The sequence below is a fragment of the Streptomyces sp. CBMA29 genome, assembly GCF_014596445.1.
GTDB lineage: Bacteria > Actinomycetota > Actinomycetes > Streptomycetales > Streptomycetaceae > Actinacidiphila.
The window spans coordinates 42,278-66,308 of sequence record NZ_MECL01000211.1; the positions used below are offsets into that span (position 1 = coordinate 42,278).

At 69.9% G+C, this 24,031-nt stretch carries 24 protein-coding genes and 2 pseudogenes; 9 read left to right on the forward strand and 17 right to left on the reverse strand.

Going from position 1 to position 24,031, the window contains the following annotated elements:
* The 6 genes from BGM09_RS28020 to BGM09_RS28045 form a co-directional block, all read right to left on the reverse strand.
* Nucleotides 1-1,254, reverse strand: a complete 1,254-nt coding sequence (locus BGM09_RS28020; protein WP_317452927.1) for a HAMP domain-containing sensor histidine kinase — start codon at nt 1,252-1,254, stop codon at nt 1-3.
* Nucleotides 1,251-1,943, reverse strand: coding sequence for a response regulator transcription factor (locus BGM09_RS28025; RefSeq protein WP_188284493.1), 693 nt, complete (start codon nt 1,941-1,943; stop codon nt 1,251-1,253). Before BGM09_RS28025 ends, BGM09_RS28020 begins: the two co-directional genes overlap by 4 nt.
* Before the next feature lie 161 nt (nt 1,944-2,104).
* Nucleotides 2,105-4,348, reverse strand: coding sequence for an ArnT family glycosyltransferase (locus BGM09_RS28030; protein ID WP_188284494.1), 2,244 nt, complete (start codon nt 4,346-4,348; stop codon nt 2,105-2,107).
* Nucleotides 4,345-5,784: a bifunctional glycosyltransferase family 2/GtrA family protein gene (locus BGM09_RS28035; RefSeq protein ID WP_188284495.1), complete on the reverse strand. Its 1,440-nt coding sequence runs from the start codon at nt 5,782-5,784 to the stop codon at nt 4,345-4,347. The genes BGM09_RS28030 and BGM09_RS28035 overlap by 4 nt, the downstream gene beginning before the upstream one ends.
* Before the next feature lie 25 nt (nt 5,785-5,809).
* Nucleotides 5,810-7,450: a sensor histidine kinase gene (locus BGM09_RS28040; protein WP_188284496.1), complete on the reverse strand. Its 1,641-nt coding sequence runs from the start codon at nt 7,448-7,450 to the stop codon at nt 5,810-5,812.
* Nucleotides 7,451-7,470: 20 nt separating this feature from the next.
* Nucleotides 7,471-8,247 carry a response regulator transcription factor gene (locus BGM09_RS28045; RefSeq protein WP_188284537.1) on the reverse strand — a complete coding sequence of 259 codons (777 nt, stop codon included), beginning with the start codon at nt 8,245-8,247 and terminating at the stop codon, nt 7,471-7,473.
* 252 nt (nt 8,248-8,499) lie between these two features.
* Here BGM09_RS28045 and BGM09_RS28050 point away from each other — a divergent pair, with 252 nt between their 5' ends.
* Nucleotides 8,500-9,396 carry an MEDS domain-containing protein gene (locus tag BGM09_RS28050; protein WP_188284497.1) on the forward strand — a complete coding sequence of 299 codons (897 nt, stop codon included), beginning with the start codon at nt 8,500-8,502 and terminating at the stop codon, nt 9,394-9,396.
* Here the strand turns inward: BGM09_RS28050 and BGM09_RS28055 are convergent.
* The 3 genes from BGM09_RS28055 to BGM09_RS28065 form a co-directional block, all read right to left on the reverse strand.
* Entirely contained in the window at nt 9,356-9,841 is a 486-nt protein-coding gene (locus tag BGM09_RS28055; protein ID WP_188284498.1) for a cytidine deaminase, read from the reverse strand. The two genes, BGM09_RS28050 and BGM09_RS28055, sit on opposite strands and share 41 nt — an antisense overlap.
* A 42-nt stretch (nt 9,842-9,883) precedes the next feature.
* Nucleotides 9,884-11,143, reverse strand: coding sequence for a helix-turn-helix domain-containing protein (locus tag BGM09_RS28060; RefSeq protein ID WP_188284499.1), 1,260 nt, complete (start codon nt 11,141-11,143; stop codon nt 9,884-9,886).
* A 70-nt stretch (nt 11,144-11,213) separates the two neighbouring features.
* The gene (locus BGM09_RS28065; RefSeq protein ID WP_188284500.1) at nt 11,214-12,059 is read right to left on the reverse strand and encodes an AraC family transcriptional regulator; all 846 of its coding nucleotides are present in this window, start codon (nt 12,057-12,059) and stop codon (nt 11,214-11,216) included.
* A gap of 114 nt (nt 12,060-12,173) precedes the next feature.
* Here BGM09_RS28065 and BGM09_RS28070 point away from each other — a divergent pair, with 114 nt between their 5' ends.
* Nucleotides 12,174-13,010: an alpha/beta fold hydrolase gene (locus BGM09_RS28070; RefSeq protein ID WP_188284501.1), complete on the forward strand. Its 837-nt coding sequence runs from the start codon at nt 12,174-12,176 to the stop codon at nt 13,008-13,010.
* Here BGM09_RS28070 and BGM09_RS28075 read toward each other — a convergent pair.
* On the reverse strand, nt 12,988-13,197 hold the full coding sequence (locus tag BGM09_RS28075) for a hypothetical protein (protein ID WP_188284545.1): 210 nt from the start codon (nt 13,195-13,197) through the stop codon (nt 12,988-12,990). The two genes, BGM09_RS28070 and BGM09_RS28075, sit on opposite strands and share 23 nt — an antisense overlap.
* Before the next feature lie 617 nt (nt 13,198-13,814).
* Between BGM09_RS28075 and BGM09_RS28080 the strand changes: the two genes are divergently transcribed.
* The gene (locus tag BGM09_RS28080; RefSeq protein WP_188284502.1) at nt 13,815-14,027 is read left to right on the forward strand and encodes a hypothetical protein; all 213 of its coding nucleotides are present in this window, start codon (nt 13,815-13,817) and stop codon (nt 14,025-14,027) included.
* A gap of 278 nt (nt 14,028-14,305) precedes the next feature.
* Nucleotides 14,306-14,905 (forward strand): hypothetical protein, encoded by a 600-nt coding sequence (locus BGM09_RS28085; RefSeq protein WP_188284503.1) that lies wholly within the window; start codon nt 14,306-14,308, stop codon nt 14,903-14,905.
* 544 nt (nt 14,906-15,449) lie between these two features.
* Here BGM09_RS28085 and BGM09_RS28090 read toward each other — a convergent pair.
* Genes BGM09_RS28090 through BGM09_RS28105 form a run of 4 tightly spaced genes read right to left on the reverse strand, consistent with a single transcriptional unit; the run spans nt 15,450 to nt 17,057 of the window.
* The gene (locus tag BGM09_RS28090) at nt 15,450-15,941 is read right to left on the reverse strand and encodes a DUF6907 domain-containing protein (protein WP_188284504.1); all 492 of its coding nucleotides are present in this window, start codon (nt 15,939-15,941) and stop codon (nt 15,450-15,452) included.
* Nucleotides 15,942-15,944: 3 nt separating this feature from the next.
* Nucleotides 15,945-16,193, reverse strand: coding sequence for a hypothetical protein (locus BGM09_RS28095; protein ID WP_188284505.1), 249 nt, complete (start codon nt 16,191-16,193; stop codon nt 15,945-15,947).
* Entirely contained in the window at nt 16,190-16,603 is a 414-nt protein-coding gene (locus BGM09_RS28100; protein WP_188284506.1) for an ATP-binding protein, read from the reverse strand. The genes BGM09_RS28095 and BGM09_RS28100 overlap by 4 nt, the downstream gene beginning before the upstream one ends.
* 46 nt (nt 16,604-16,649) lie before the next feature.
* Nucleotides 16,650-17,057, reverse strand: a complete 408-nt coding sequence (locus BGM09_RS28105; protein WP_188284538.1) for an NUDIX hydrolase — start codon at nt 17,055-17,057, stop codon at nt 16,650-16,652.
* Nucleotides 17,058-17,163: 106 nt separating this feature from the next.
* Between BGM09_RS28105 and BGM09_RS28110 the strand changes: the two genes are divergently transcribed.
* The 3 genes and pseudogenes from BGM09_RS28110 to xerC form a co-directional block, all read left to right on the forward strand.
* Nucleotides 17,164-17,952 carry a GntR family transcriptional regulator gene (locus BGM09_RS28110; RefSeq protein ID WP_188284507.1) on the forward strand — a complete coding sequence of 263 codons (789 nt, stop codon included), beginning with the start codon at nt 17,164-17,166 and terminating at the stop codon, nt 17,950-17,952.
* A gap of 186 nt (nt 17,953-18,138) precedes the next feature.
* A pseudogene (locus BGM09_RS28115) lies at nt 18,139-18,485 on the forward strand (hypothetical protein).
* Between the two features lie 73 nt (nt 18,486-18,558).
* Nucleotides 18,559-19,278 (forward strand): annotated as a pseudogene (gene xerC / locus BGM09_RS28120) (tyrosine recombinase XerC); the annotation flags it as partial.
* A 70-nt stretch (nt 19,279-19,348) separates the two neighbouring features.
* On the opposite strand, the gene BGM09_RS28125 reads toward xerC, so the two are convergent.
* From BGM09_RS28125 to BGM09_RS28135, 3 genes are all read right to left on the reverse strand, one after another.
* Nucleotides 19,349-19,681 carry a CPCC family cysteine-rich protein gene (locus BGM09_RS28125; RefSeq protein ID WP_188284508.1) on the reverse strand — a complete coding sequence of 111 codons (333 nt, stop codon included), beginning with the start codon at nt 19,679-19,681 and terminating at the stop codon, nt 19,349-19,351.
* A 475-nt stretch (nt 19,682-20,156) separates the two neighbouring features.
* Nucleotides 20,157-20,369 (reverse strand): hypothetical protein, encoded by a 213-nt coding sequence (locus BGM09_RS28130; protein WP_188284509.1) that lies wholly within the window; start codon nt 20,367-20,369, stop codon nt 20,157-20,159.
* The gene (locus BGM09_RS28135) at nt 20,366-20,605 is read right to left on the reverse strand and encodes a hypothetical protein (RefSeq protein WP_188284510.1); all 240 of its coding nucleotides are present in this window, start codon (nt 20,603-20,605) and stop codon (nt 20,366-20,368) included. Before BGM09_RS28135 ends, BGM09_RS28130 begins: the two co-directional genes overlap by 4 nt.
* A 517-nt stretch (nt 20,606-21,122) precedes the next feature.
* On the opposite strand from BGM09_RS28135, the gene BGM09_RS28140 reads away from it, so the two are divergent.
* Together BGM09_RS28140 and BGM09_RS28145 are read left to right on the forward strand one after the other, a co-directional pair.
* Nucleotides 21,123-22,334 carry a helix-turn-helix transcriptional regulator gene (locus tag BGM09_RS28140; RefSeq protein WP_188284511.1) on the forward strand — a complete coding sequence of 404 codons (1,212 nt, stop codon included), beginning with the start codon at nt 21,123-21,125 and terminating at the stop codon, nt 22,332-22,334.
* Between the two features lie 471 nt (nt 22,335-22,805).
* The gene (locus BGM09_RS28145) at nt 22,806-23,150 is read left to right on the forward strand and encodes a tyrosine-type recombinase/integrase (RefSeq protein ID WP_188284540.1); all 345 of its coding nucleotides are present in this window, start codon (nt 22,806-22,808) and stop codon (nt 23,148-23,150) included.
* Nucleotides 23,151-24,031: the final 881 nt, after the last annotated feature.

Below are 24,031 nucleotides of genomic sequence, written 5' to 3' on the forward strand. Positions count from 1 at the left end.
TTAGGTTTTTATGACATCGCGTCTGACGACATCGCGTCTGACGACATCGCGCGCGGGCAGCGCGAACGTCACGGTCAGCCCGCCGCCGGGGTTCGCGGCGATGTCGAGCGCTGCGTCGTGCACCTCGGCGACGGCGGCGACGATCGCCAGGCCGAGGCCGTGATGCCGCTGCCCGCCCGTACGTCCCGTGCCGCGCACGAACGGCTCGGTGAGGGAGGCGACAGTGCCTTCCGGCACGACCGGTCCGGTGTTGGCCACGCGCACCTCGGCGCCGCCGTCCGGGGCCGGTCCCGTACGCACCTGGAGCGAGCCGCCCGCCGCATTGTGCCGCACCGCGTTCTGGAGGAGATTCGCGACCGCCCGGTGCAGGAGCACGGGATCGCCGACGGCCGCGGCGGGGCGGAGGCCGAGCTCGGCCCGGACGCCCGAGGCGTCGAGTTCGTCGTGCAGGTCGCGCAGCGCGTCCGCCGCGATCCGGGCGAGGTCGAGGTTGTCCCGGCGGACGCCGCGCGCGCCGATCTCGGCGAGGGTGAGCAGCGAGTCGACGGTCTCGATGTTGCGCCGGTTGGTCCGGTAGACGCGCTCGGCGACCTTGCGCAGTTCGGGGTAGCCGGCCTCGGGGTCGGGCTCGCGGTCGGCCAGCGCGACCTCCAGCATCGTCTGGTTGGCCGCCAGGGGGGTCCGCAGCTCGTGGGAGGCGTTGGCCGCGAACCGGCGGTGCGCCTGAAAGGAGCTGTCGAGCTTTTCGAGCATGTCGTCGAAGGTGTCCGCGAGGTCGTGCACCTCGTCCCCGGGACCGCGCATGCCGATGCGGTGGTCGAGCGCGCCCGTCGCGGCGAGCTTCGCGGCCGAGTTGATCGCCGCCAGCGGGCGCAGCACCCGGCCCGCGACGACCCAGCCGATCACCGCGCCGATCACCGCGAGGACGACGAGCACGACGGCCGAGACGATCAGCAGCGTGTTGAGGATGTCGGAGGCGCTGCTCAGGTGCAGGGCAGAGGCCGTGTCGGTGTCCCTGCTGGTGGGGCTGACCGGCGACGGGGTGGCCTTCACCCCCGGCAGGGACGTGCCGTCCTCCAGCTTCGACGGCAGGATCGCGTACGTCGGCACGTACCGCATGAAGACGTACACGGTGCCGAGCATCAGGGCGCCGGTGGCCGTCAGGAGGGTCGCGTAGGTGAGGGTCAGGCGGGCGCGCATCGTCATCCGCGGGCGCCAGGACAGCACGCCGAGGGGGGACGTCCTGTCGGTCACGGCCGGTCCCGGCCGGTCGCGTCGGGTACGGGGGCGCCGAAGCGGTAGCCGCTGCCGGGGACGGTCTGGATCACCCAGGGCCTGCCGAGCTTCTTGCGGAGGTTGGAGATGGTCACGCGGATGGTGTTCGTGAACGGGTCGGCGTTCATGTCCCACGCCTTCTCCAGCAGCCGCTCGGCGCTGAGCACCCCGCCGCCGGCCCGCATGAGCAGTTCGAGGACGGCGAACTCCTTGCGGCTGAGCCGTACCTGCCGTCCGTTCCTGCTCACCTCGCGGCGGTACGGGTCGAGGCCGACCCCGGCCGCCTCCAGGGACGGGGGCGCGGCTGGCTGGTTGCGCCGCTCCAGGGCGCGCAGCCGCATGACCAGCTCGGGGAAGTCGAACGGTTTCGCGACGTAGTCGTCCGCGCCCCGCTCGAAGCCGGTGACCTTGTCGTCGAGCGTCCGCGCCGCCGTGAGCATCAGCACGCGGGTACGGGGGTGGTCGGCGACGATCCGCGCGCAGACGTCGTCGCCGTGCGTGCCGGGGACGTCGCGGTCGAGGACGACCACGTCGTAGTCGTTGACCGCGACGTGTTCGAGGGCGGTGTCACCGTCGTGCACGACATCGGCCGCGATGCTCTCCCGGCGCAGGCCGGTCTGGATCGCTTCTGCCAGGAACACCTCGTCCTCGACGATGAGCACTCGCATGGCTTCCTCTCCGTTTCGGACCGCATGTGTCGCGCCGGATTCAGCCAACCATGGGCCGGATTGCGAAGCCGTAAAGGAACGTAAAGGAATACGCGCCGCGGCGGCGCCCCCCGGTGTGCGGGGCGCCGCCGCGGCGCGGTCGGGGGCCGTGGCCCGGGGGGTCAGGACGTGGGCGAGGTGAGGTCGTAGACCGTCGTGCCGCCCACCGTCTTGGCCGTGTAGTGGGCCTCGACCCAGGTGGTGATGGCGGACGCGGTACCGCTGCCGCCCATGCCACCGCCGCCGCCCTGGCCGCCGCCGAGGAAGTAGTGGATCTTCCCCGCGGCCACGTACTTCTGGAACTGGGCGAGGGTGGGCGAGGGGTCGCTGCCGTTGAAGCCGCCGATGGACATCACCGGCTTTCCGGTGGCGAGCTGGTAGCTGGCCTGGTTCTGGGAGCCGATCGCGGCGGCGACCCAGGTGTAGTCGCCGGAATCGGCGAGGAGCAGCTTCTTCATGGCGGAGCCGACCTGGGTGCCGTTGAGCAGGCCGCCCATGCCGCCGCCGTTGCCGCCGGGGGCGCCGTCCTGGCCGGTGCGGCCGGTGCCGGGCATGGTCTGGCCGGTCTGGCCGGTCTGGCCGTTCTGGCCGCCGCCGAAGGGGCCGCCTTGGCCGGTCTGGCCGGTCTGGCCGGTCTGGCCGCCGCCGGGCATGCCCTGGCCCTGAGCTTGGCCCTGGCCCTGCCCCTGGCCGTTGGTGGTCGTGCCGCCGCCCATGCCGGGCGGCATGCCGCCGCGGCCACCGCCGCCGCCACCGGGACGTCCGCCGCCGCCGAAGCCGCCCATGCCGCCCTGGACGGCGGGCCCGGCGGTCACGATGGAGCCGGAGTGCCCGGTGTTCACGGTGTTGAGGGTGTACGCGACGGGCCCGCCGAGCGCCGCGGCGACGCCGACGAACGCGGCGATCACGCCGAGCCGGGCCGCGGCCCGTACCCCGGGCATCGCACCCGCGAGCAGCCCCGCGGCGGCCACGAACCCGCCGATCAGGACCGCGCCGCGCAGCCACGGGAGCCAGTCGGAGGAACGGTCGAGGAGTACGTACGACCACACGCCGGTGCCCGCGACCGTCACGGCGAGCACCGCCGCGGCGGCGATGTGCGTGCGGCGGGCCCACAGCAGGGCCGTGCCCATGCCGACGACGGCGGCGATGTAGGGGGCGAGGGCGATGTTGTAGTACTGGTGGAAGATCCCGGACATGAAGCTGAAGGTCGCGAAGGTGATCAGCAGCGCGCCGCCCCATACCAGGAACGCCGCGCGGGCGGTGTCGGTGCGCTTGGCGCGCCAGGTCAGCCACAGTCCCGCGGCGAGCAGGACGAAGGCCGCGGGCAGCAGCCAGGCGATCTGGCCGCCCATCTCGGAGTTGAAGAGCCGCCCGATGCCGGTCTCGCCCCACATCCCGCCGCCACCGCCACCGCCACCACCGCCGCCGCCGCCGCCTCCGCCTCCGCCGACGCTGCCGGTCTCGTTGCCGGTGATCCGGCCGAAGCCGTTGTAGCCGAAGGTCAGCGACAGGAAGCTGTTGTCCTGCGAGCCGCCGATGTACGGGCGCGACGACTTCGGCCACAGCTCGACGACGGTCACCCACCAGCCGCCGGACACCACCATCACCCCGCCTGCCGCGAGGAGTTGGCCGATACGGCGGCGCAGCGTCGTCGGCGCGCAGACCGCGTAGACCAGCGCGAGCGGCGGCAGGATCAGCCACGCCTGGAGGGTCTTGGTCAGGAAGGCGAGGCCGAGCGCGACGCCCGCGATCAGCAGCCACTTCGTCCGGGCGTCCTCCAGCGCGCGCAGCACGCCGTAGACGGCGACGACCATCAGCAACGCCAGCAGCGCGTCAGGGTTGTTGAAGCGGAACATCAGCGCCGCGACGGGGGTGAGCGCGAGAACCGCGCCCGCGATCAGGCCCGCGCCCGCGCTGAACCGGCGGCGTACGGCCGCGTAGAGCACGCCGACCGTGGCCACGCCCATCAGGGCCTCCGGCACGAGGATCTGCCAGGAGCCGAGGCCGAACAGCCGTACTGACAAAGCCATCGGCCACAGCGCTGCGGGCGGCTTGTCGACGGTGATGGCGTTGGCGGCGTCGGAGGAGCCGAAGAAGAACGCCTTCCAGCTCTGGCTGCCGGCCTGGACGGCCGCGGAGTAGAAGGAGTTGGCGTATCCGGCGGCGCTCAGATTCCACAGGTAGAGGACCAGGGTGCCGAGCAGCAGCGCGAAGAACGCGGGGCGCACCCAGGCGGCGTCCTCCGCCCGGCCCCGCCAGGTCCGCCGCGCGAGCCCTCCCCAGCGTCCCGCTGGTCGCGCCGCCGGTTCCGCGACCGGATGCCCGAACACGTCCGTGTCCACTGTGGTGTTGCCCGGCGCGCTCATCGCGCCCTCCTCAAGTCGTCGCGGGGGGAAGGGGTTTCGTGGGACGGGAGCTCGGCGGACCGGGTCTCGTACGCGACGAGGCCGGTTCCGGCCCCGGTGCCGACAGCCGTCTCACCGTCGTGGAAGGCCGCCGTGGCCGTCTCACCGTCGTGGAAGGCCGCGCCGGCGGTCTCGCTCTCGGGGAAGACCCACGCCCGGAAGAGCAGGAATCTGAGCACCGTCGCCGCGAGGTTCGCCGCGATCAGTACGGCGAGCTCCGTGCCGTGGTCCGGGTGGGCGGTCGCCGCGTGCAGAGCGGCCAGTGAACCGCTGGTCAGGGCGAGGCCGATGGCGAAGACGACCAGGCCCTGCGCCTGGTGACGTACGGCCTGGTCGCGCCCGCGCACGCCGAAGGTGAGCCGCCGGTTGGCGGCGGTGTTGCCGAAGGCGGAGAGCAACAGCGCCAGGGCATTGGCCACTTGGGAGCCGGTGCCGAGCCGGAAGAGCGAGAAGAGCGCCAGGTAGACCAGGGTGCTGAGCACCCCGACGACGCAGAATCCGACGAGCTGCCGCGCCAACCCGGCGGGCACGCCGGTGAGTTCGCGGTCGCGCGGGTCGTCCCCGAAGGGCCGTCGCAGCCGGTCGAGCGCCAACTGCCCGGTGGCCAGGGCCCGGCCGACACGCCAGACGCCGCGCAGGTCGTCGGTGGCGGTACGGACGAGGTCGACGCTGCTGTCCGGGTCGTCGACCCAGTCGACCGGCACCTCGTGGATGCGCAGGCCCGCGCGTTCGGCGAGCACCAGCATCTCGGTGTCGAAGAACCAGCCGGTGTCCTCGACCATCGGCAGCAGCCGCTGGGCGACATCGCCCCTGATGGCCTTGAATCCGCACTGCGCGTCGGAGAAGCGCGCGGCCAGCGAGCCGCGCAGTATCAGGTTGTAAGCGCGGGAGATGAACTCCCGCTTCGCCCCGCGCACCACCCGCGAGGAGCGGGCGAGCCGCGAGCCGATCGCGAGGTCGGAGTGACCGGAGATCAGCGGCGCGACCAGCGGGAGCAGCGCGTTGAGGTCGGTGGACAGATCCACGTCCATGTACGCCAGCACGGGCGCGTCGGAGGCGGACCACACCGTCCTCAACGCCCGTCCGCGGCCTTTCTGTTCGAGCCTGAAGGACTCGACCTCGGGGAGTTCGGCGGCCAGCGCCTTCGCCACCGCGGACGTCAGGTCCGTACTGGCGTTGTCGGCGACGGTGATCCGAAAGGGATAGGGGAAGGTGCCCGACAGATGCGCGTGCAGGCGGCGGACGCAGGGCTCCAGGTCGTTCTCCTCGTTGTACACGGGGATGACGACGTCGAGGACCGGGACCGCCTGGGCACCGGGCCCGGCCGGGTGTTCCGGAGCTGTGCCCGCGGCCGGCAGGTGCTGCCGGGCGGGCAGATTGCCGAGTTGGGTTCGCATGATCCAACCCTCGGCGGGCGCCCTGTCACGACGTTGTGGCGAGCCTGAGCGGCGGCTGTGAGTGTGCGGCGCGCAGCCGGACGGTGAAGACCGTACGGCCGGGCACGCTGTCCACGGACACCTCGCCGCCGTGCGCGGTGACCACCGAGCGCACGATCGCCAGGCCGAGCCCCGTACTGCCGGACCGCGCGGCGGCGGCCGTTCGGGTACGGGAGGCGTCGCCGCGCGCGAACCGCTCGAAGACCTGGCGTCGCAGCTCGGCGGGGATGCCGGGGCCGTCGTCCTGGACCTGGAGCAGGATGCCGGGCCCGTCGCGTACGACCCGGGCGGTGACCGTCGTACCGGCCGGGGTGTGGGTGCGGGCGTTGGCCAGCAGATTGGTCAGCACCTGGTGGAGGCGCTGCGCGTCGCCGTGCACGGTGGCCGGGTCGTCGGGCAGGTCGAGCCGCCAGACGTGGTCGCGGCCGGCCGCGCGGGCGTCGCTGACCGCGTCCACGACCAGCGGCGACAGGTCGGTCTCGGCGAAGCTGAGCGGGCGGCCCGCGTCCAGTCTGGCCAGCAGCAGCAGATCCTCGACGAGGGTCGTCATCCGCCCGGCCTCCGACTCGATCCGGCCGAGCGCGTGCCGGGTGTCGGGGCCGACGGGTTCCCTGCCGCGGCGGGTGAGTTCGGCGTAGCCGCGGATCGAGGCCAGTGGCGTACGCAGCTCGTGGCTGGCGTCCGCGACGAACTGTCTGACCCGTGTCTCGCTCTCCTGCCGCGCGTGCAGGGCCGAACCCACGTGCCCCAGCATGCGGTTGAGCGCCGCGCCGACCTGGCCGACCTCGGTCCGCGGATCGGTGTCGGAGTCGGGGACGCGTTCGTGCAGCGCCACCTCGCCGCTGTGCAGCGGGAGTTCGGACACGCGGGTGGCGGTCGCGGCGACCCGGCGCAGTGGTTGCAGGGCGATCCGCATCAGCGCGGCGCCCGCGAGGCCCGCCGCGACGAGACCGGCGGCGGCGACCGAGAACTCCACCCAGATCAGGGTGTTGAGGGTGTCCTCGATCCCGCTGGTGGACAGGCCGACCAGTACGGTGCTGCCGTCCGAGGACTGCTGCGCCGATTCGACGCGGTACGTGCCGAGGCCGGGAACGCTGAGGGTGTGGGCCTTGCCGTCCCTCGGTACGGAGGCGAAGGCGGCGGTCTGCAGCGCGGTGAGCGGGTCCGCTTCGAGCGGGCCGCCGCCGGACGGTGTCGCGCTGACCGCGGCCCGCGTGACCGTGCCGTTCGCGCCGACGATCGCCCCGACGGTCTCGCCGGGCTGGCCGCCGCCCGCCAGGAATCCGAACGGCCGGTCGTTGAGCAGACTCTGCGGGAGCCGTGACGTGCGGTCGGCCTCCGGACCGTCCCCGGGACCGCCGTGCGGCCCCGCCGCCCGTACCGCCACGTCCTGCACCTTGCCGTCGAGCTGCCCGTACAGGTAGTCGTGCAGCGCGAATATGGTGACCGCGCCGATGACCGCGCACACGACGGCGACGAGCGCGACGCAGGACGCGACGAGCCTGCGGCGCAGGGACCAGGGGCGGGACCAGGCGCGGGACCACGCGCGCCTGCGGGTACGGGAGTTGGGCTTCGGGTCGGCGCGCGGCGCGGGGGGCGGGGCTTGGGGTGGGGAGGCGTGGGGCATCGTCTCGGCTTCCGGGGTCGTCAGGCGGCGGGCTCGCCGGGCTTGATCAGGTAACCGGCGCCGCGCCGGGTGTGGATCATCGGGGCGCGGCCGGCGTCGAGCTTGCGGCGCAGGTAACTGATGTACAGCTCCACGACGTTGGCCTGGCCGCCGAAGTCGTAGGACCACACGCGGTCGAGGATCTGCGCCTTGCTCAGCACCCGGCGCGGATTGCGCATCAGGTACCGCAGCAGCTCGAACTCGGTCGCGGTGAGGTGGACGTTGTCGCCGCCGCGGCTGACCTCGTGGCTGTCCTCGTTCAGCACGAGGTCGCCGACGACCAGCAGCGACTCGTTGCGTACGGCGGCGGCGCCCGAGCGGCGCAGCAGGCCGCGGAGCCTGGCCACCACCTCCTCCAGGCTGAACGGCTTGGTGACGTAGTCGTCGCCGCCCGCGGTGAGCCCGGCGATCCGGTCCTCGACCGCGTCCTTCGCGGTCAGGAACAGCACGGGGACGTCCGGGGTGTCGCGGCGCAGCTTCGCCAGCACCTCCAGGCCGTCCATGTCCGGCAGCATCACGTCGAGCACGACCGCGTCGGGCCGGGTCTCGCGGGCCGCCCGCAGCGCGCCCGCGCCGTCGGCCTCGGTGCGTACCTGCCAGCCCTCGTAGCGCAGCGCCATCGACAGCAGGTCGGCGAGCGGCGCCTCGTCGTCGACGACGAGGACGCGCACCGGCGAGCCGTCGGGGCGCGCGAGGTCGGTGGCGGTGGCGGTGGTGGCCGCGTGCGCGGTCGCGGTGGCTGCGGTGGCGGTGCTCATCGATGTGGAAGGCATGGTGTTCACCCTGTGCGCGCGCTATGAGAGGAGCCTTGGCCGATTCTGTGAATCGTCTGAGAATCGGGGTCGCCTCCGGCGCGGAGAAGGGTCGAGGGGTGAACGGTCGGAGGCGGACGGTCGGAGGTGAACGATTCCGCGGTCGTACAGGGCGTCTTCCCGAGCACTTCTCGTCATCCGCGACCGATATGCGGTGCGCGGGCCGAAAGGTTGGCGGGGGCGGCGTACGTTCGCTCCATGGGAGGTGGCACGTCGGTGGGCGAGGCGATACCGCGGGCGGTCGCGGTCGACCGTATGGGCCCCGGTGACCACGCCTGCCTCGGATTCCACAGCGACGACGACCGGTGGGCGGTGCGCGCCGCCTTCACCGTCGCGGGCCTCGCCCTCGGTGAGCGCGTCATGATCTTCACCGGCGGGGACACCGCCGCTCCGGACGCCCTCGCCCGGCTCTCCGCGCACGGCGTCCCCGCCGAACGCTGCGCGCACACCGGACAGTTGGCGCTCTCGTCCGAATCCCCCGGCTACGACCCCGCGTCCGGCGCCTTCGACCGCGCTGTCCGTACCGCCTTCTGGGCGGCGGGCACCAGCACGGCGCGGCGACGCGGCTTCACCGGCATGCGGGTGGTCGGCGACATGACGTGGGCCGCCGCCGCGCACTCCGGCCTCCCCGAGGCCGAACTCTCCTCGTACGAAGCGGAGTTGACCCCCTTCTCCGCCAGGACCGGCTTCACCGCGATGTGCGAGTACGACCACGGCGCCGTCCCCGCGCCCCTGCTCTCACGTATCGCCGCCCTGCACCCCCTCGCCGTTCTGCCCTCCCTCGACACCCTCCACGCCGACCGCACCGGCCGCTGCCTGCGCCTCACCGGCACCGCCGACCTCGCCACCCGCCTCCATTTCGGCCTCACCCTCCGCGCCGCCTTCACCGCCGACCCCCCGCCCGCCCTCCTCGACCTCACCCCCCTCTCCTTCCTCGACGCCCACTGCGCCACCGCCGCCCTCCGCCTCCCCCCGGGCACGACCGTGCGCTGCACCCCGTCGCAACACCGCATGCTCCGCGTCTGCGGCGCGGCCGAAGCCGAAGCCGAAGGGGTCACCTTCCAGGTGGAAGATCCTCCGGCGCGGTGTCGCTGAAGAGCGCCGGGTCGAAGGGCTGGGTGCCCCCGTCCGGGGTCCAGAGGGCGGCGAGGGGCATCAGGTCGGCGATGCGGACGCTTCTGACGCCGTCCGGGGTGGGGAGGAGGACGCGGATGGCCGGGTGGTAGTCGAAGAGGATCTGGCGGTCGCGGCCGCACGGACCGACGGTGCCACGGCCGCGGTCGCCGACGGCCACGATGGTCGTCAACTGCCGCGCTCCGCAGGCGCGGGCGTGGCCGAGGGCGACGAGTTCGGCGCACGGGCCGCCGGTGAAGTGGTAGAGGTTGATGCCGCCGTGCATGCGTCCGTCCGCGTCACGGACGGCGGCGCCCATGGTGTGGACGCCGCCGTCGCCGTCGGTGTTCTCGTCGACGACGGCGCGGGCGTACGCGATGAGTTCGTGGTCAGCGGGGGTCAGTTCTCGACTGGGGATCGTCAGCACGGGCCGGATGCTACGGACCCGGGCGGGCGGGGCGCGAGGGCTTTACGGGTGGAGCGCGGCCTGCCGGGGGCGGGCGCCGAGGCGGTGGGCGATCGTCCGGGCGGCGGCCGGGGCGAGGCCGGGGACGCGGGTCAACGAGGCGACGAGGGAGCCGGGTTCGGCTCCGCCGTCGAGGATCACCTCGCCCGCCGTGACGGCCCGCGCCAGCGCCGTCACGGTCTCAACCGCGCTCTCCGGCAGGCCCGTTGGCGCGTAGTCGGCGGCGGCCAGGACGTCGGCCGAGGGGAAGAGGCGGTCCAGGCCGTGGGTGAGGCCGGGCACCGGGCGGCCGAGGTGGTGCGCGAGGGCGCCCGTACGGCGGGCGGCCTCGGCGGCCGTACCGCTGTCGTGGGCCAGGACCGTCTGGACCGCCGTCTCCAGCGGGCCCCACGCGCCCGGCACCGTATCGGTATCCGTATCCGTATCCACGCCCGTATGGCTGACGCCGGTGACGCCGGTGCCGACCATCCGCTCCACGCGTTCCACCACGTGGATCAGGCCCTCCCAGAAGGGGAGATGGGCGCGGAGCAGCAAGTGCGTTACGGCGCCCGGCCGTTCGGCGCCCGAGTGCGCGGTGCCCGGACCCAGTTCCAGTACGCCCGCCCCGCCGTCGAGGCTGATCGTGCGGCGGTACGTCCGCCCCTCGACCGACTCCACGCCCGGCACCGCCCGTTCGGCGAGACAGCCGACGACGGCGTCCCAGTCGTACGACTCCTGGCACGGCAGCCGCATGCTCAACCCGCCGTCGGCCGCGAGCCGGTCACCCTTGCGGCGCCGTTCCCGCAGGTCGCGCGGCGAGGCGCGGAAGACCTGCCGCATGTCGCGGTTGAACTGCCGCAGGCTGCCGAAGCCGGAGGCGAACGCCACGTCCACCATGGTCAGTTCGGAGTCGTCCAGCAGCCTGCGGGCGAAGTGCGCCCGCCGCGACCGGGCCAACTGGTCGGGCGTCACGCCGAGATGCTGCTGGAACAGCCGCCGCAGGTGCCGGGACGACACGGCGAGCCGCGCCGCCAGCTCCGTCTCGTTGCCCCGGTCGAGCGTGCCGTCGATGACGAGTCGGACCGCCCTGCACACCAGCTCCGGCGCGTCCGCCGCGATCGGCCCCGCCACCCGGTACGGGCGGCACCGCAGGCACGCCCGGTACCCCGCCGCCTCGGCCGCCGCGGCCAGCTCGAAGGTGCGGACGTTCTCGGCGAGCGGCTTCGCCCCGCATCCGGGACGGCAGTAGATGCCCGTGGTCCGCACCGCCGAGTACGTCGTCATACCCCAGATATAGGGCGTGGCCGGACGGAAGACCAGCCGCGTTCGGACAGGCCGCGGGTGCCGTGCCGACTCACGCGCTGTCGCGCGCGGCGGCCGGGGCGGGCCAGGCGACGGGGTCGATGGTGAGGAAGGGTTCGGCGGCGAGGGCCGCGGGGGTGAGAGCGGTGAAGGTCCGGGTGTCGCGGTGGAGGTGGGACTGGTCGGTGTAGCCGGTGTCGGCCGCGACGTGCGACGGCGGGTGGCCGGCGACCAGGCGGTGGGCGGCGTGGTCGAAGCGGATCAGCCGGGCGGCGCGCTTGGGCGGGAGGCCGAGCTGGGCGTGGAAGCGGGTCCACAGGCGCTTGCGGCTCCAGCCGACCTCGGCGGCGAGGTGGTCGACGCGGACGAGGCCGCGGCTGCGGACCATACGGCGCCAGGCCCAGGCCACTTCGGGGTCGACCGGTGAACGGGCCTGCTGGCGAAGCCGGTTGAGCCAGGCGTCGGTGGCCGCGAACCGGGCCTGCCACGAGGGGAGTTCGTCCAGCCGCTCGCCGATGCGGGACGCCTGCCGTCCCCATACGTCGTCCAAGGCGACCATGGCGCCGCCGAGTTCGGCCGGGGACACGCCCAGGACCGTACGCGCGACGACCGGGGAGAGGCGGACCTGTACGCACGCCACGTTCTCGCCGCGCGCCCGTACCCCGCCGCCGAGGCCGAACCCCGGTCCCGCCACCAGGCTTCCGCGCTGCCGCCGACCGGCACCGTCCTCCACCAGGGGCGAACTCGCGCCGAATTCCAGGATCAGCATCACGGCCGGGTGCGGCACCATCCGCAGGCCACCGGCGGGCACGCCGGGCACGCGGAACCCCGCCATGCTGACGCCCGCGACCCGGCCGGGCCGCTCGGGGCGTGCGACCTCCCAGGCTGCCGAGCGCATGGCTCGATGGTACGGGGGCCGTACGCGGCGCGGGCGGCGCGGGCGGCGCGCACTGGCCAGGCGAGGGAACATTCGTCCAAGCCGGCGCCGCGGACCGGCGCCCACAGTGGACGAATGACCACTCCCAACGCACAGCACACCGGCACTCGCCGCTCCGACGACACCGAGGCCGAGGACCTCCACGTATGCCAGGACGGCTTCCGTGACGCCCCCGCCCTGCTCCTGATCCACGGCTCGGCGGCGTCCACCCGTTCCTGGGACGCCCTGGTCCCGCTCCTGACCGGCTCCCACCACGTCATCCGCGTGGACCTCCTCGGCCACGGCCGCTCGCCCAAGCCGCTCGACGCCGACTACTCCGTCCCCGCGCAGGCCCGCCGCGTCGCCCGGGTCCTGGACCGTCTCGGCGTCGCGCGCGCCGTCGTCGTCGGCCACTCCAGCGGCGGCTATACGGCCACGGCCCTCGCCGAGCAGCGCCCCGACCTGGTGACCGCGCTCGCCCTCGTCAACACCGGCCCGAGCCTCGACGCGTTCCTCGCCCCGGAAGCCGGGGCCGAGCCCCCGGCCCTGGACCCCGCCCACTGGCCGCCGACCGACGACCAGATCCGCGGGCTCGCCGCCAGCGGCTTCCGCGAGGGCTACGACATCCCCGACGACCTGCTCGCCGAACTCCGCGCCATGACGTTCCGCTCCCTCACCGCCACCATGGGCGCCTCCACCGCGTACCTCGCCCAACTCCCCCTCCCCGCCCGCCTGATGCCGCTCGGCACACCGCTCCTCGTCCTCTTCGGCGACCAGGACCGCCGCTGGCGGGCCGCCTCCGCCGCCGACTACCTGACCGTCCCGCACGCCACGGTGAACTGGCTCCCCGGCCTCGGCCACAGCCCCCTCATCGAGTCGCCGCCGCAGACCGCCGCTCAACTCCTCCCGTTCACCACGGCGCAACCCACGTAGCCGCGGGAGACGCCGTCGCCACCGGGGCGACGATGTTGCCGCTGTAGCCGGTGGCCCGGGAGTACGTGCCGGCGCAGGTGATCAGGCGGAGTCCGGGGCGGGTGGCCTGCTGGTAGACCTTCTTGCTCAGGAAGTCGTTGAAAACCGCCCACGGCCGTGGCGGCCAGAAGCAGTGCGAGGCCCGCATGGCAGCGGCCCCCAGGGACGAATCCCTGGGGGCCTTTGACCTGTGGTGCACTCGGCAGGATTCGAACCTGCAACCTTCTGATCCGTAGCTCTAGCTGGAACGGTCAACAGCGGCCATACAGGATGTTGTCGAGACGCTGAGAGTCGGATCCGGGCACCACCGGTTGCTGTAGTTGCTGTACTTCGCTGCTGTATCGCCGAGGGGTGGCGGCCAATCGGGCCATATCTGATTGCCCCTGCGATGAGGACCGTAGTTTGGCGGGCCGGTGCTCTCGCGCCGCTCATACTGCTACCGGCGGGGCTGGCGGTCCTATGACCGTACACACCTGAGAATCCGTCACCAAATGGCGTAGGGTCCTGCGACGCCACGCCCCTGCGGTCTCCTCTTGGTCGGTACGCTGTGGCGATAAGTACGAAGGGGTGCTCTTGTCTGCACAGTTGATCGTCTCCCTCGTAGTTGCCGTCCTCACACTCCTTGCGGGACTTTGGCAGGCCCGGAGACGAGAGCTCAGAAGCCGAGAACGAGCGAAACATGATCTTGATCTGCTTGCCTCACTTCCGGCTGACAGCACCATGCGGGACACACTGCGAGTACACATCGATGACACGATCAAGAAGATGATCGTCGAGGATAGTCGAACACGCGATCCCTTTGGTATCGCTCTCGCCATCATCCTGCTACTAGTTGCGGCTGGACTTATTAGCGCCGCGGTGGTCAACAAGCACGCCTGGTGGTGGTTGGTAGTTCCGGGAGCTCTGATCGCAATCGTCGCCTTGCCCGGTTTGGTCAAGGAGTCCACTCCGCAGACCCCATCGCAAGGCTCAGATTGATCGAACAGGAGTGGCGGAGCCTCAACTGTCCGAGTCAAGTCATCGGCTGATGTATGCGCCGCTCGATGCGAACTACAGGCACGGAGGTTGCTCTTAGCCCTCTTGGCTGGTCGTAGGGCCACTCAGGACTGCGAACAGTCGAGTGCGGTCAGTGCGGTTGCTGTACTGCGCCGCTGTACGACATTGATTACTGCTGCGCGACTTCCACGGCCTAAGGACAGCTCAGCAGCGCGTGAGGCATCCTGGCTCGATCCGATCGAGGCGTCGCTGGGGGAGTCATGGAGCCGTACATCATTGCGGTGATCGCAGTCGCTGGAACCCTGCTGGGATCTTTGGTCGGCTACGTGCTCCAACGCCGGCAATCCCACGAGCAACGGAACTGGCAGACGCATGACCTCGCACGTCAGGAGACGTTGGCACTCGTACAGTCCACGTCGGCTACATTCGACCAACGAGAGGCGATGCTTTGGCAGGAGCGTCGGGCGCTATACATCCGCTTCCTTGAGCACATCGATGAGTGGATCGAGGTCATTCGCGACATACGCGACAGCGGTGGTTTGCCGAGAACGCTCGACATCTCCACATCAGAAGATGCCCGCCGGGCGTCACCGCTGGCCGCTGCGCACTTGGACGCATCCCGTGCATTCGCCAGGAGCAACGTTGAAGTCACGGTGATCGCGGGTACGCCAGTCCTGTCCGTGCTGGACGAGCTCCGAACCAAGCTCTACGCAACTGCCGGGGCCGCCTTGACTGGTGAGGACATGCTTAGCGAGTTGACCGATCAACGAGGTCACCTTGTTAGAGCTATGCGCTACGAGCTGACCACCTCCTTTGTGGGAGACCGACACGCGGTGCAATCGACCAACAGAGCTCCCTAGCAAGCCGGACGGTCACTCGGCACAAGCCCACCACTCGCCCCTCTCCCATCCCGTCTGCCGTCGGCCCGCACTCTTGTGGAGCGGGCGTGGTTCAGGGCGTCAAGGTGGAGCGCGCCACTGTACGAACGACCTTGACGCCCTGGGCCGCGACTGCTCGGCTTGCCCGGGTCGATGACAGGTGGGATGGGAGCACTCACCCTGAGCACGACGAAACGGGCGGACGCCGGCGGGTGAGGGCTCATCCCGGAGCCTGAGCGCCCCCGCCGGAGGCATCGCCTTGACCTTGCCTGTACGGGATCACCTCATGCCACCGGCCAGCCCGTCGTGGGCGCGTTCGGCGTGGCCGGGCCGGAGCGGGGCGGAGACAGGAGCGGCGGCGCGGCCCGGACGCCGGACGCGCGCCCGGCGGAGCGTCAGCGACGCCGGGTGCCTTGAACCCGTAGAGAAGGTTGTTACTCGGTCATCGGTGGCCGATTGAACATGGAAGAGGCCCCGGCCGCCGTAGAGCTTGGTGGCGGGCGGGGCCTGCGGGCGGGTTTCGTGGTCAGGCGCTGTGGTGGGTCGTCCAGTCGTCTCGGGCAGCGATCAGGGCCGGGCGTACTTCGTGGTCCAGGTGATCGGCCTGGGTGCGGAGTTGGGTGGCGATGGTGGCCAGTTGGTCGGGGTCGAGGTTGTGGAGCCAGTAGTCGTCTACGAGCTGGAGGTTGACGACGGGCAGGCGGGCGGTGGGGTCTTCGCTGTAGGGGGCGCAGTCGATGCTTCCGCTCAGGATGACGGTCTCGGTGCCGGGGGCGTCGGTGACGGACACCGCCATGAGCTGGCCGGAGAACGCCTGGTGGTGGGTGATGTCGGCCAGCTCGGTGGCGAACCGCTGGGGCGGTACGTCGGTGGCACTCGGGTCGTCATCCGCCCACACGGGCAGGTAGCCGGTCGCGGTGTAGCCGATGGTCGTGGTGATGGTCCACGTCAGCCGTTCGTCGCCCCGGCTCGTCGCACCCGGCCCCGCGCTCGGGTGTTCCTTCGTTGCTCCGCTCATGGGTCACCGTCCTTCCGCGGCCGGTCGGCTGGATGCGGGTAAGGCTGGCGCTTCGAGTGAGTGGTGCTCGATCGCCGCAGCAACCTTCTGCCAGGCCGTGAAGACGTTCATCACTTCGTGTTCGGGGGCGTGGGTGAGGTCTAGGAGGAAGCGGCGGATCAGGACTTCGTTGCTCAAAGTGTTCTGGATGCGGGCGATCGTCCACAGGCCGTGGGTAGCGGGCGGCGCCGTCGACGGTCGGCCGGGGGTCATGAGGCGTCCTTGGTGTGGGTGAGGTGGGCGGTCACGGTGTGGCCGTGCTGGTCGCCGCGGGTTTCGACGTGGTGGGCGAGGGCGGTGACCATGGCCAGGCCGCGGCCGTGGGTGTCCTCGGCGTCGGGGTGCTCGACGGTCGGTGCGCTCTTCGTACCCCCGGAGTCGGTCACCGAGATGGAAACCACCGCGGGGGAGACGGCGAGGCTGACGTGGAAGGCCCCCATGCCTCCGCTGGCGGTGTGGAGCACGGCGTTCGCGCTCAACTCGGTGACGATCAGCGCCGCGTCGTCCGCATAGGGGGAATCGCGCAGGACATCGCGGGTCCAGCGGCGTACGCGGCCAACTTCTTCGGGTGAACCCGGGCAAGTCAGTCCCCAGACTCGCGGACTACTCATATACTCGTGCATACAAGTTGCTTTCTGCTGATGGGCGGCCATGTGCGAAGGGGTCGAGCTAGACGAGTTTGACGCCGTCGTGCGCGCGCACGGCCGGCGGGGACATCGCGTCCAGGGCGTCGAGCACGCGGATCGCGTACGCCTCGTCCGCGAGTTCGGAGACTTCGTCCCGAGTGGCCCAGCGCAGAGCGCTGGTTTCACTGCCGGTGGTCGGGTGGCCGTCGATCGCCTCGCAGCGGAACACGAGCGAGACGATCAGACCGGTCATGTTCTTGTAGACACCTGTGAGGGTGACGGCCGCGGCGATCTTGACGCCGGTCTCCTCCAGGATTTCGCGCTGGAGCGCTTCAGGGATGGTCTCGCCTGCCTCCAGGACTCCGCCGGGCGGTTCCCAGTGGCCGTTGTCGCGGCGCCTGATCAGGAGGACGCGACCGGCGTCATCGACGATGACCCCGGCGACGCTCACGGAGTGCGGGCGCTCGATCGGCACGTACCTGATCCTCTCGGGTGGCTAGGCTGCCCACCGTAGCAACAAAGGTCGGCCACTCGTCTAGATATCTAAAGGAGTACGCATGCCCGTTCTTCCCTCCGGCGTCCTGGGGGCGCTGGACCCGACGAGCGACCGCGCGGTGTTCCGCCAGATCGCCGACCAGTTGCGCGAAGCGATCGACAAGGGCAAGTTCGCCGAGGGCGACAAGCTGCCGTCCGAGACGGAGTTGGTCGAGCACTACGGCGTCTCCCGGATGACGGTACGGAACTCCCTGTCCGTCCTTCAGGGCGAGGGCCTGGTGGTCTCCGAGCACGGTAAGGGCGTCTTCGTACGGCCCCGCCCGCCCGTGCGGCGCCTCGCCTCCGACCGATTCGCCCGCCGCCACCGCGAACAGGGCAAGTCCGCGTTCATCGTGGAGGCCGACGCGGCGGGCAGCCACCCCACCGTGGACAGCCTGGAGATCAAGGAAGAACGGCCGAGCCAGGACATCGCCACCCGGCTCGGCGGCCCCCGTCGCGTACTGGCCCGGCGCCGCCGCTATCTCCTCGACGGGCGCCCGGTCGAGTTCGCCACGTCATACCTCCCGCTCGACCTCGCCCGTGGCACCCCCATCGCCGAGCCGAACCCCGGCCCCGGTGGCATCTACGCCCGCCTCGAAGAACTGGGCCACCGCCTCGACCACTTCGAGGAGGAGATCCGCGCCCGGATGCCCGCACCGAGTGAGGTCAAGACGCTCCAGCTCGCGTCCGGCGTGCCGGTGATCCATCTGGTCCGCACGGCGTTCGACACCGAGGGACGCGCCGTCGAGGTTTGCGACACGGTGATGGCGGCGGACGCGTACGTGCTGGCATACCAGCTTCCAGCCACGTGACCTGGGCGGATGGTGTCGCGACACGGGCCGGGCCGGCCCAACTCCCGTGACTCGTACGCCTTCTCGGCAAACTCATATAGACGAGTAGCCAGGCTGTGTGGCACAGTGGTTCTCGTGCCCGGTTCTTCGGGTGCACAGAACGACACTTGTCTAGACGACTAGCTGTCATGAGTGTAGGAGAAAGCGTTGCGTTCCATCCGTGTGGAGACCTCGGCGCAACGATCCTGCTGACCGAAGCTCCGGAAACGAAGATCAAGGACTGACAGACCGGGGAGGTCGCCATCGACGCGAACAGCGGTGAGCCGCTGATGACGGTCGGCGTGGTCTACATCGAGGACAAAGAGTCCTCGCTGCTCGAGGTGACCATCCCGCAAAGCAGTGTGGGCGAGGGGCTGGCCCTCGGCGCTCCGGTCGCGCTGCCGGGACTGGTGGCCCGGCCGTGGGAGAGCACGTTCAACGGGCAGCAGCGGCACGGGATCGCCTTCCGCGCCGCCGTCGCCCCTGCCACCTTCCCGGCCCAGGTGGGAGTCTGAGTCCGTGTCGGACCTGATGACGCTGGTGGAGGTGGGTGGTGCCGTCACGGCTGTTGGTGGGGGTGCCGCCTACCTGCGGGCCGCGCTGTCGCACGCCGTGATGGAAGAGGAGATCGGCAAGAACGTTGCCAAGCTGGTGACCGTGCCCAAGCCGCGCCGCCGGAAGATCAAGCCGTGGTCGGTGGTGGAAGCGGGGCGGTTCCTCGAACACGTCGCGCGCACCGATGATCCGCTGTGCGCGGCCTGGGTGCTGGTCCTGGTGCTGGGGCTATGCCGTGGTGAAGTCCTGGGCCTGACGTGGAAGTCGATCGACTTCGAGGCCGGGGAGCTGTACGTCGACCACCAGATCCAGCGCGCTGGCCGGGAGATCCTGCACCGCGAGACCAAGACGGAGGACTCCGACGACTTCCTGCCGCTGCCGGAGCTGTGCCTGTCGGCACTACGACAGCGCCGCGAACAGCAGCTCAAGCACAAGAAGCAGGCGGGGGAGCTGTGGCAGGACAGCCGGGAGCTGGTGTTCACCACGAAGTTCGGCACGCCGATCGAGCCGGGCAACATGACGCGCATGTTCGCCGGCCGGGCCCGCCACGCTGGGGTCCGCGCGATCCCGCTGCGGAACACCCGCCACACGTGCAGCTCGCTCCTGGTCGCCCTCAAGGTCCATCCGAAGGTGGCGCAGCGGATCCTTCGGCATTCGCAGATCGCCATGACGATGGAGGTCTACGCGGAAGCGAGTGAGGAAGAGGTGCGGGACGCGCTGCGGCAGCTCTCGGAAGCCATGGGAAACGGCTGACCAGCGATGACGATCCAGTAATGAGAACAGGCCCCCGGGATGATTCCGGGGGCCTCGGCACGCCCACATCTCAGACCGGTGGGTACTCCTCGGGAAGCGGATCGCGGACGAATGGCACACACCGTTCCTCGCTGGCCCCGAACCGGGCGAAGTTCTGGCGGGCCTCGCTCAGGCTCCATCCCCGGTTGGGCCCGCCTCGCGCCTCGTCCGCGTCGTGGTCGTCCTGGCCGTCGTCCTCCCAGAAGCACACCGGGCAGATCTCGTACATTCCGAGTTCGCCAAGGGTGACGAACAAGCAGCAGGGGCACCTGTACGGGCCACCATCGGGGCCACCTTGCACGTTGACGAAGGTCACCCCGCCACCTTGCAGGAGCGCGGTTCCGGCCGCGAACGCTTTACGCATCCGCGCACTGGCCGATTGCGGGCGGTTGCTGTACTTCGCTGCTGTACGGCACGAAAAAGGCCCCCAGGGACGAATCCCTGGGGGCCTTTGACCTGCTGTGCACTCGGCAGGATTCGAACCTGCAACCTTCTGATCCGTAGGTCTGGGCAGATCCCTGCTCAGGAAACGTTCGCCCAGTTCGCTCGGGTGTGGACGGCAGTGGCGGGTGGCCGTTGTGCGGTGGCGTTGCCGTCAGGGTTGCCGTCAAGTTCAGCCCAAGTCGGGGCGGTCGCGGCGCTCAAGGAAATGGTCGATCCGGGGCCGTTGGGTGTGGTGGATCGGCAGGGCGCGCAACTCGTCACGGGCCATGAAACAGAGTTCGACGGCTTCGCGCCCGGAAAGGCGAGCGACCCCGTACCGGCAGACGGGGAGAGGCGCCGGTACGGGGGTGCTGCGGTGCTGCCCTTACCCGGGAACGGCAGCCATCGGGATGGTCTCAGTTCACGCGTTCTAGCTGATCGGGGTCGGTGGTCCACTCGACTCCGCCCTTGGCGGGAGCGAGGTAGGCGAGCGTTCCTGTGCGCATCTGCGGGGCGTTGCCGTATGGGTCGCCGGGGTCCATGAGGTCCCGCAGGATTCCCACGCGGCCGGTCGCCAGGTCGCGCACCGTGGTGCCGAACGGGATGCGGGCAGGTGTGTCGTCGTTCACCGCGTGCCCCCGTCCGTGGACGCGTCGATGCGCGCACTGCGGTAGTCGTCCCACAGGCTCCTGCCGGTCGGGCAGCCGTGCTCCGCCGTGCCGGACGCCACGCACGAAGTGCAGCGTCGGGCGTGCTTGACCCATGTGTCGTAGGTCGTCTGCATCGTCGATCCCGGGTATGCCTGGGCACTCCTCAACTGCCGTGCGGTCACGTAGGGAGGGGAGCCGTTGCCGGAAACGCTCATCGCGCCGCCCCCCCGACCGGGGGACAGGCGTCTGATGGCATGTCGCTCGACTCGGACACGTAGGGACGTACGAGCGCGCTGAGGTCTTCCCAGTCCTCCGGCGCGAACCAGTCACCGCGCGCCTGCGGCTGCGGCTGCCAGGACTCCGCCGGGGGTACCTGGCCGCACCTCAACTTGCGCCGCCTACGCCCCGCCTCGACGTCCAGCCGCCACCCCTTCGACGTCCCCCGACCGACGCCGAGCGCTTGGTCGACGCCACCGTGCCTGCCGGGCGTACGTGGCCCTAACAGCAGGACCATCACCCATTCAGGGAGTCGTGATAAGTATTTCAAGGCTGCCTGCTTCCTCAGATGGTCCACGCCCCCGGGCCGTTCACGCGGTTGCGGGGGTCCGTGTGTCTGACAACGCTGCCGGGCGAGGCAGAAGCGCACCACGGCAGAAGTGCTGCATTTCTGCGGCGTGTTGGCTGCACGGGGTACCCTGAGCAGCGAAGACGGAACCCGGACGGAGTACGGGCATGGCAGTCAAGCGAGATCGCCTAGCAGGACGTCGGAAAGCGTGCGGTTACAGTCAAGAGCGGTTCGGCGAAGCGCTGAAAGTGGATCGCACTACAGTGCAACGGTGGGAACGCGGCGAAGTCGATCCGCAGCCATATCAGCGCCCGAAAATGGCAAAGCTTCTACAGCTCACTTCGAAAGAGCTGGATGAGCTACTTGTATCCAATACACTCATGCCTGCGTCGGTGAATCCGTGGATTCTCAGTGACACCGAGAATCATGACGATGAATTGGAAGCCTGGGAGTTGGCGCGTCGCGTACAGGCAAGCGACGTAGGTAAAGAGACGCTTGACCGCCTTGAGCTAGCCTTTGATGAATTGGCTACGGTCTATCCCAAATCCCCTCCACAGGATCTCTTGCAGCGGGTAAGGCGGCATTCAGCCTATGTGGCGCGCCTGCTTGACGCTAAAAAAACCCTGGCTGAGCATCGGCGCTTGTTGGTCGTCGGAGGTTGGCTGTCCCTGTTGGGCGCCACAGTTCATATTGATCTGAAGCAAAATGATGCAGCAACGGCACGCCTGCAAACGGCTGCCACCCTCGCCCGCCAGGCGGAGCACCCGGAAATTGAAGCTTGGTGCTATGAAACAGAAGCGTGGCGCGTGCTGACGGATGGTGACTACGTCCGCGCCATCGAACTGTCGCAAATCGCTCAGGGGATTGCGCCCGCTGGAAGCTCGGCACTGATTCAATCGACCGCCCAGGAAGGGCGGGCACGGGCACGACTGGGCCAAGCGAAAGAGACGTACTCGGCCATTGACCGGGTACAAAAGCTGTCTGCCGCATGCATGCAACCGGAACGCCCCGAGCATCATTACCAGTACGACCCCGCGAAGTCACTTTCCTATACGGCAACTACTTTGGCCTGGATAGGTGATCCGATTGCCGAGTCGTATGCGCGCGAAGTCATTGCACGACTAAGCCCTAGCGATGACGTGAGCAAGTGGCCACGGCGGGTAGCGTCGGCGAATATCGATTTGGCATTGGTTCTGCTGGCAGGGAACAGACTTGATGAAGCCTGCGACGCAGCACAGAAGGCCATAATGTCTGGTCGCGTGGTGCCGTCTAACCATTGGCGAGCGCTGGAAGTCGTCGATTCAGTCGAGGCCAAGCAGCTACCCGAAGCGGCTGATCTACGCGAGGCGTACGAGGGGCTGAGAGCTATAGAAGCGTAAGCCCCAGTACGGGCAGCCCTCGCCGGGTTGAGCCGTCCCCCTGGAACGGTTTTCATGCGTCCGTGGCGGCGGCACATGCCGGACATGGCGGGTGCGGTGCTGCCGTGGCACGGTGTGGGCACGCGGCCGGCCGGAGGGTGTTGGGCCGGTGTCCTGCCTGGGTGGGGGCCGGGCATGGTCAGGGGGCCGTACGCTCGTTGGCAACTCGGGCAGGTCGTTGAGCCTGCCCGGAATGTGGTCGAGTGGCCCCCTGGGCTTGCCCGGCGAGGGGCCCCGCCCAGGGAGGTGGCTCAAGACCCGTAGGCCGTCCGCCCCCAGCCCAAGCGCCCCGGCCGACCATGAGGGGAAGGCTCCGCGAGTCCTCACGTCACGGGTCGCCACTGGTGCCGGGCGGCTGCCGCTTGCGTGACGGCATTACGAGCACGCCGTGCTCAGTAGCGGGCCGATCCGGCGAAGTGGCAGACGTCGGATCTGGTCTTCACGACCCGCAACGGCACCCCGATAGAGCCGCGCAACCTGAACCGGGCCTTCGAGACGCTGAGCCGCCGGGCGGGCATCCGACAAGTGCGGTTCCACGACCTCCGGCACACCTGCGCCTCACTGCTGCACGAGCAGGGCGCGGACGCTCGGACGATCATGGAAGTCCTCGGACACAGCTCGATCCGCGTGACGATGGACATCTATACGTTCGTACGCCTCGACACCCAACGGTCGGCGTTCGATCGCGTGGGCGACGCGCTCGCGGCCGACGACACCAACCAGACGGACGGTTCCGACGATGACGACGGCTCGGCCGGGATGGTCGCTGCCCTGTAGCAAGATCCACAGACGGTTGGTGTCAACGTTGGTGTCAACGGCATGAAAGAGCCCCTATCGGTGATTTCCGATAGGGGCTCTGACCTGCTGTGCACTCGGCAGGATTCGAACCTGCAACCTTCTGATCCGTAGCTCTAGCCGGAACGGTCAACAGCGGTCATACAGGCCGTTGTCGAGACGCTGGAAGCCAGAGCCCGCCACTGCTGGTTGCTGTAGTTGCTGTACTTCGCTGCTGTACTGCCATGGGAGGTCCGCCTTACTAGGGAGGCTTGCCGATCATGCCCTCGCCTGGACTTCAAGCCGCTGGGTTCTCTTCCGGACTTCGTCCTGCGGTTCGCCGCTGTTCCCCCGTGACTCCCCGCCCGGTCTGGCGCGGGTCTGGCACGATCCTGCCTCCCTCGATGCGAACCACGGGCAGGGCGGTCGCTGAGGGCATCTGTGCAGATCGGAGGTGACTCCGGGTGCACTGAGGGGCATTGTTGAACTGCCTGGTTGCTATACCACACTGCTGTACAGCAACCAGGCGGTCGGCAGCGCTGGGGGCTCAGACTGCGCCATGGACGGTGATGCAGTTATCGGCAAGAGCGCCGACGGCTACAGGCGATACGGATTCAAACTCGTGAGGGGTTGCCCCCAACACGCTTACCAACGGGTCACGACCTGGTCCATGACCGAGCAGGAATGTCCTGACCTGCGGTGCAACGGGTGGCGGACGGGCATTCGGATGGCGATGAACACTGACGAATGAGACCCGGATTGAGACCGCGAAGTGAGGTGGCCAGATGCCGGGCTAGCGTCGTCCGACTGTGATCGACCACTCGGGACAGCCTTCGGACCTGCACGACTGACTGAAGGCGCCTGCAGGCGTTGACGTAACCGCA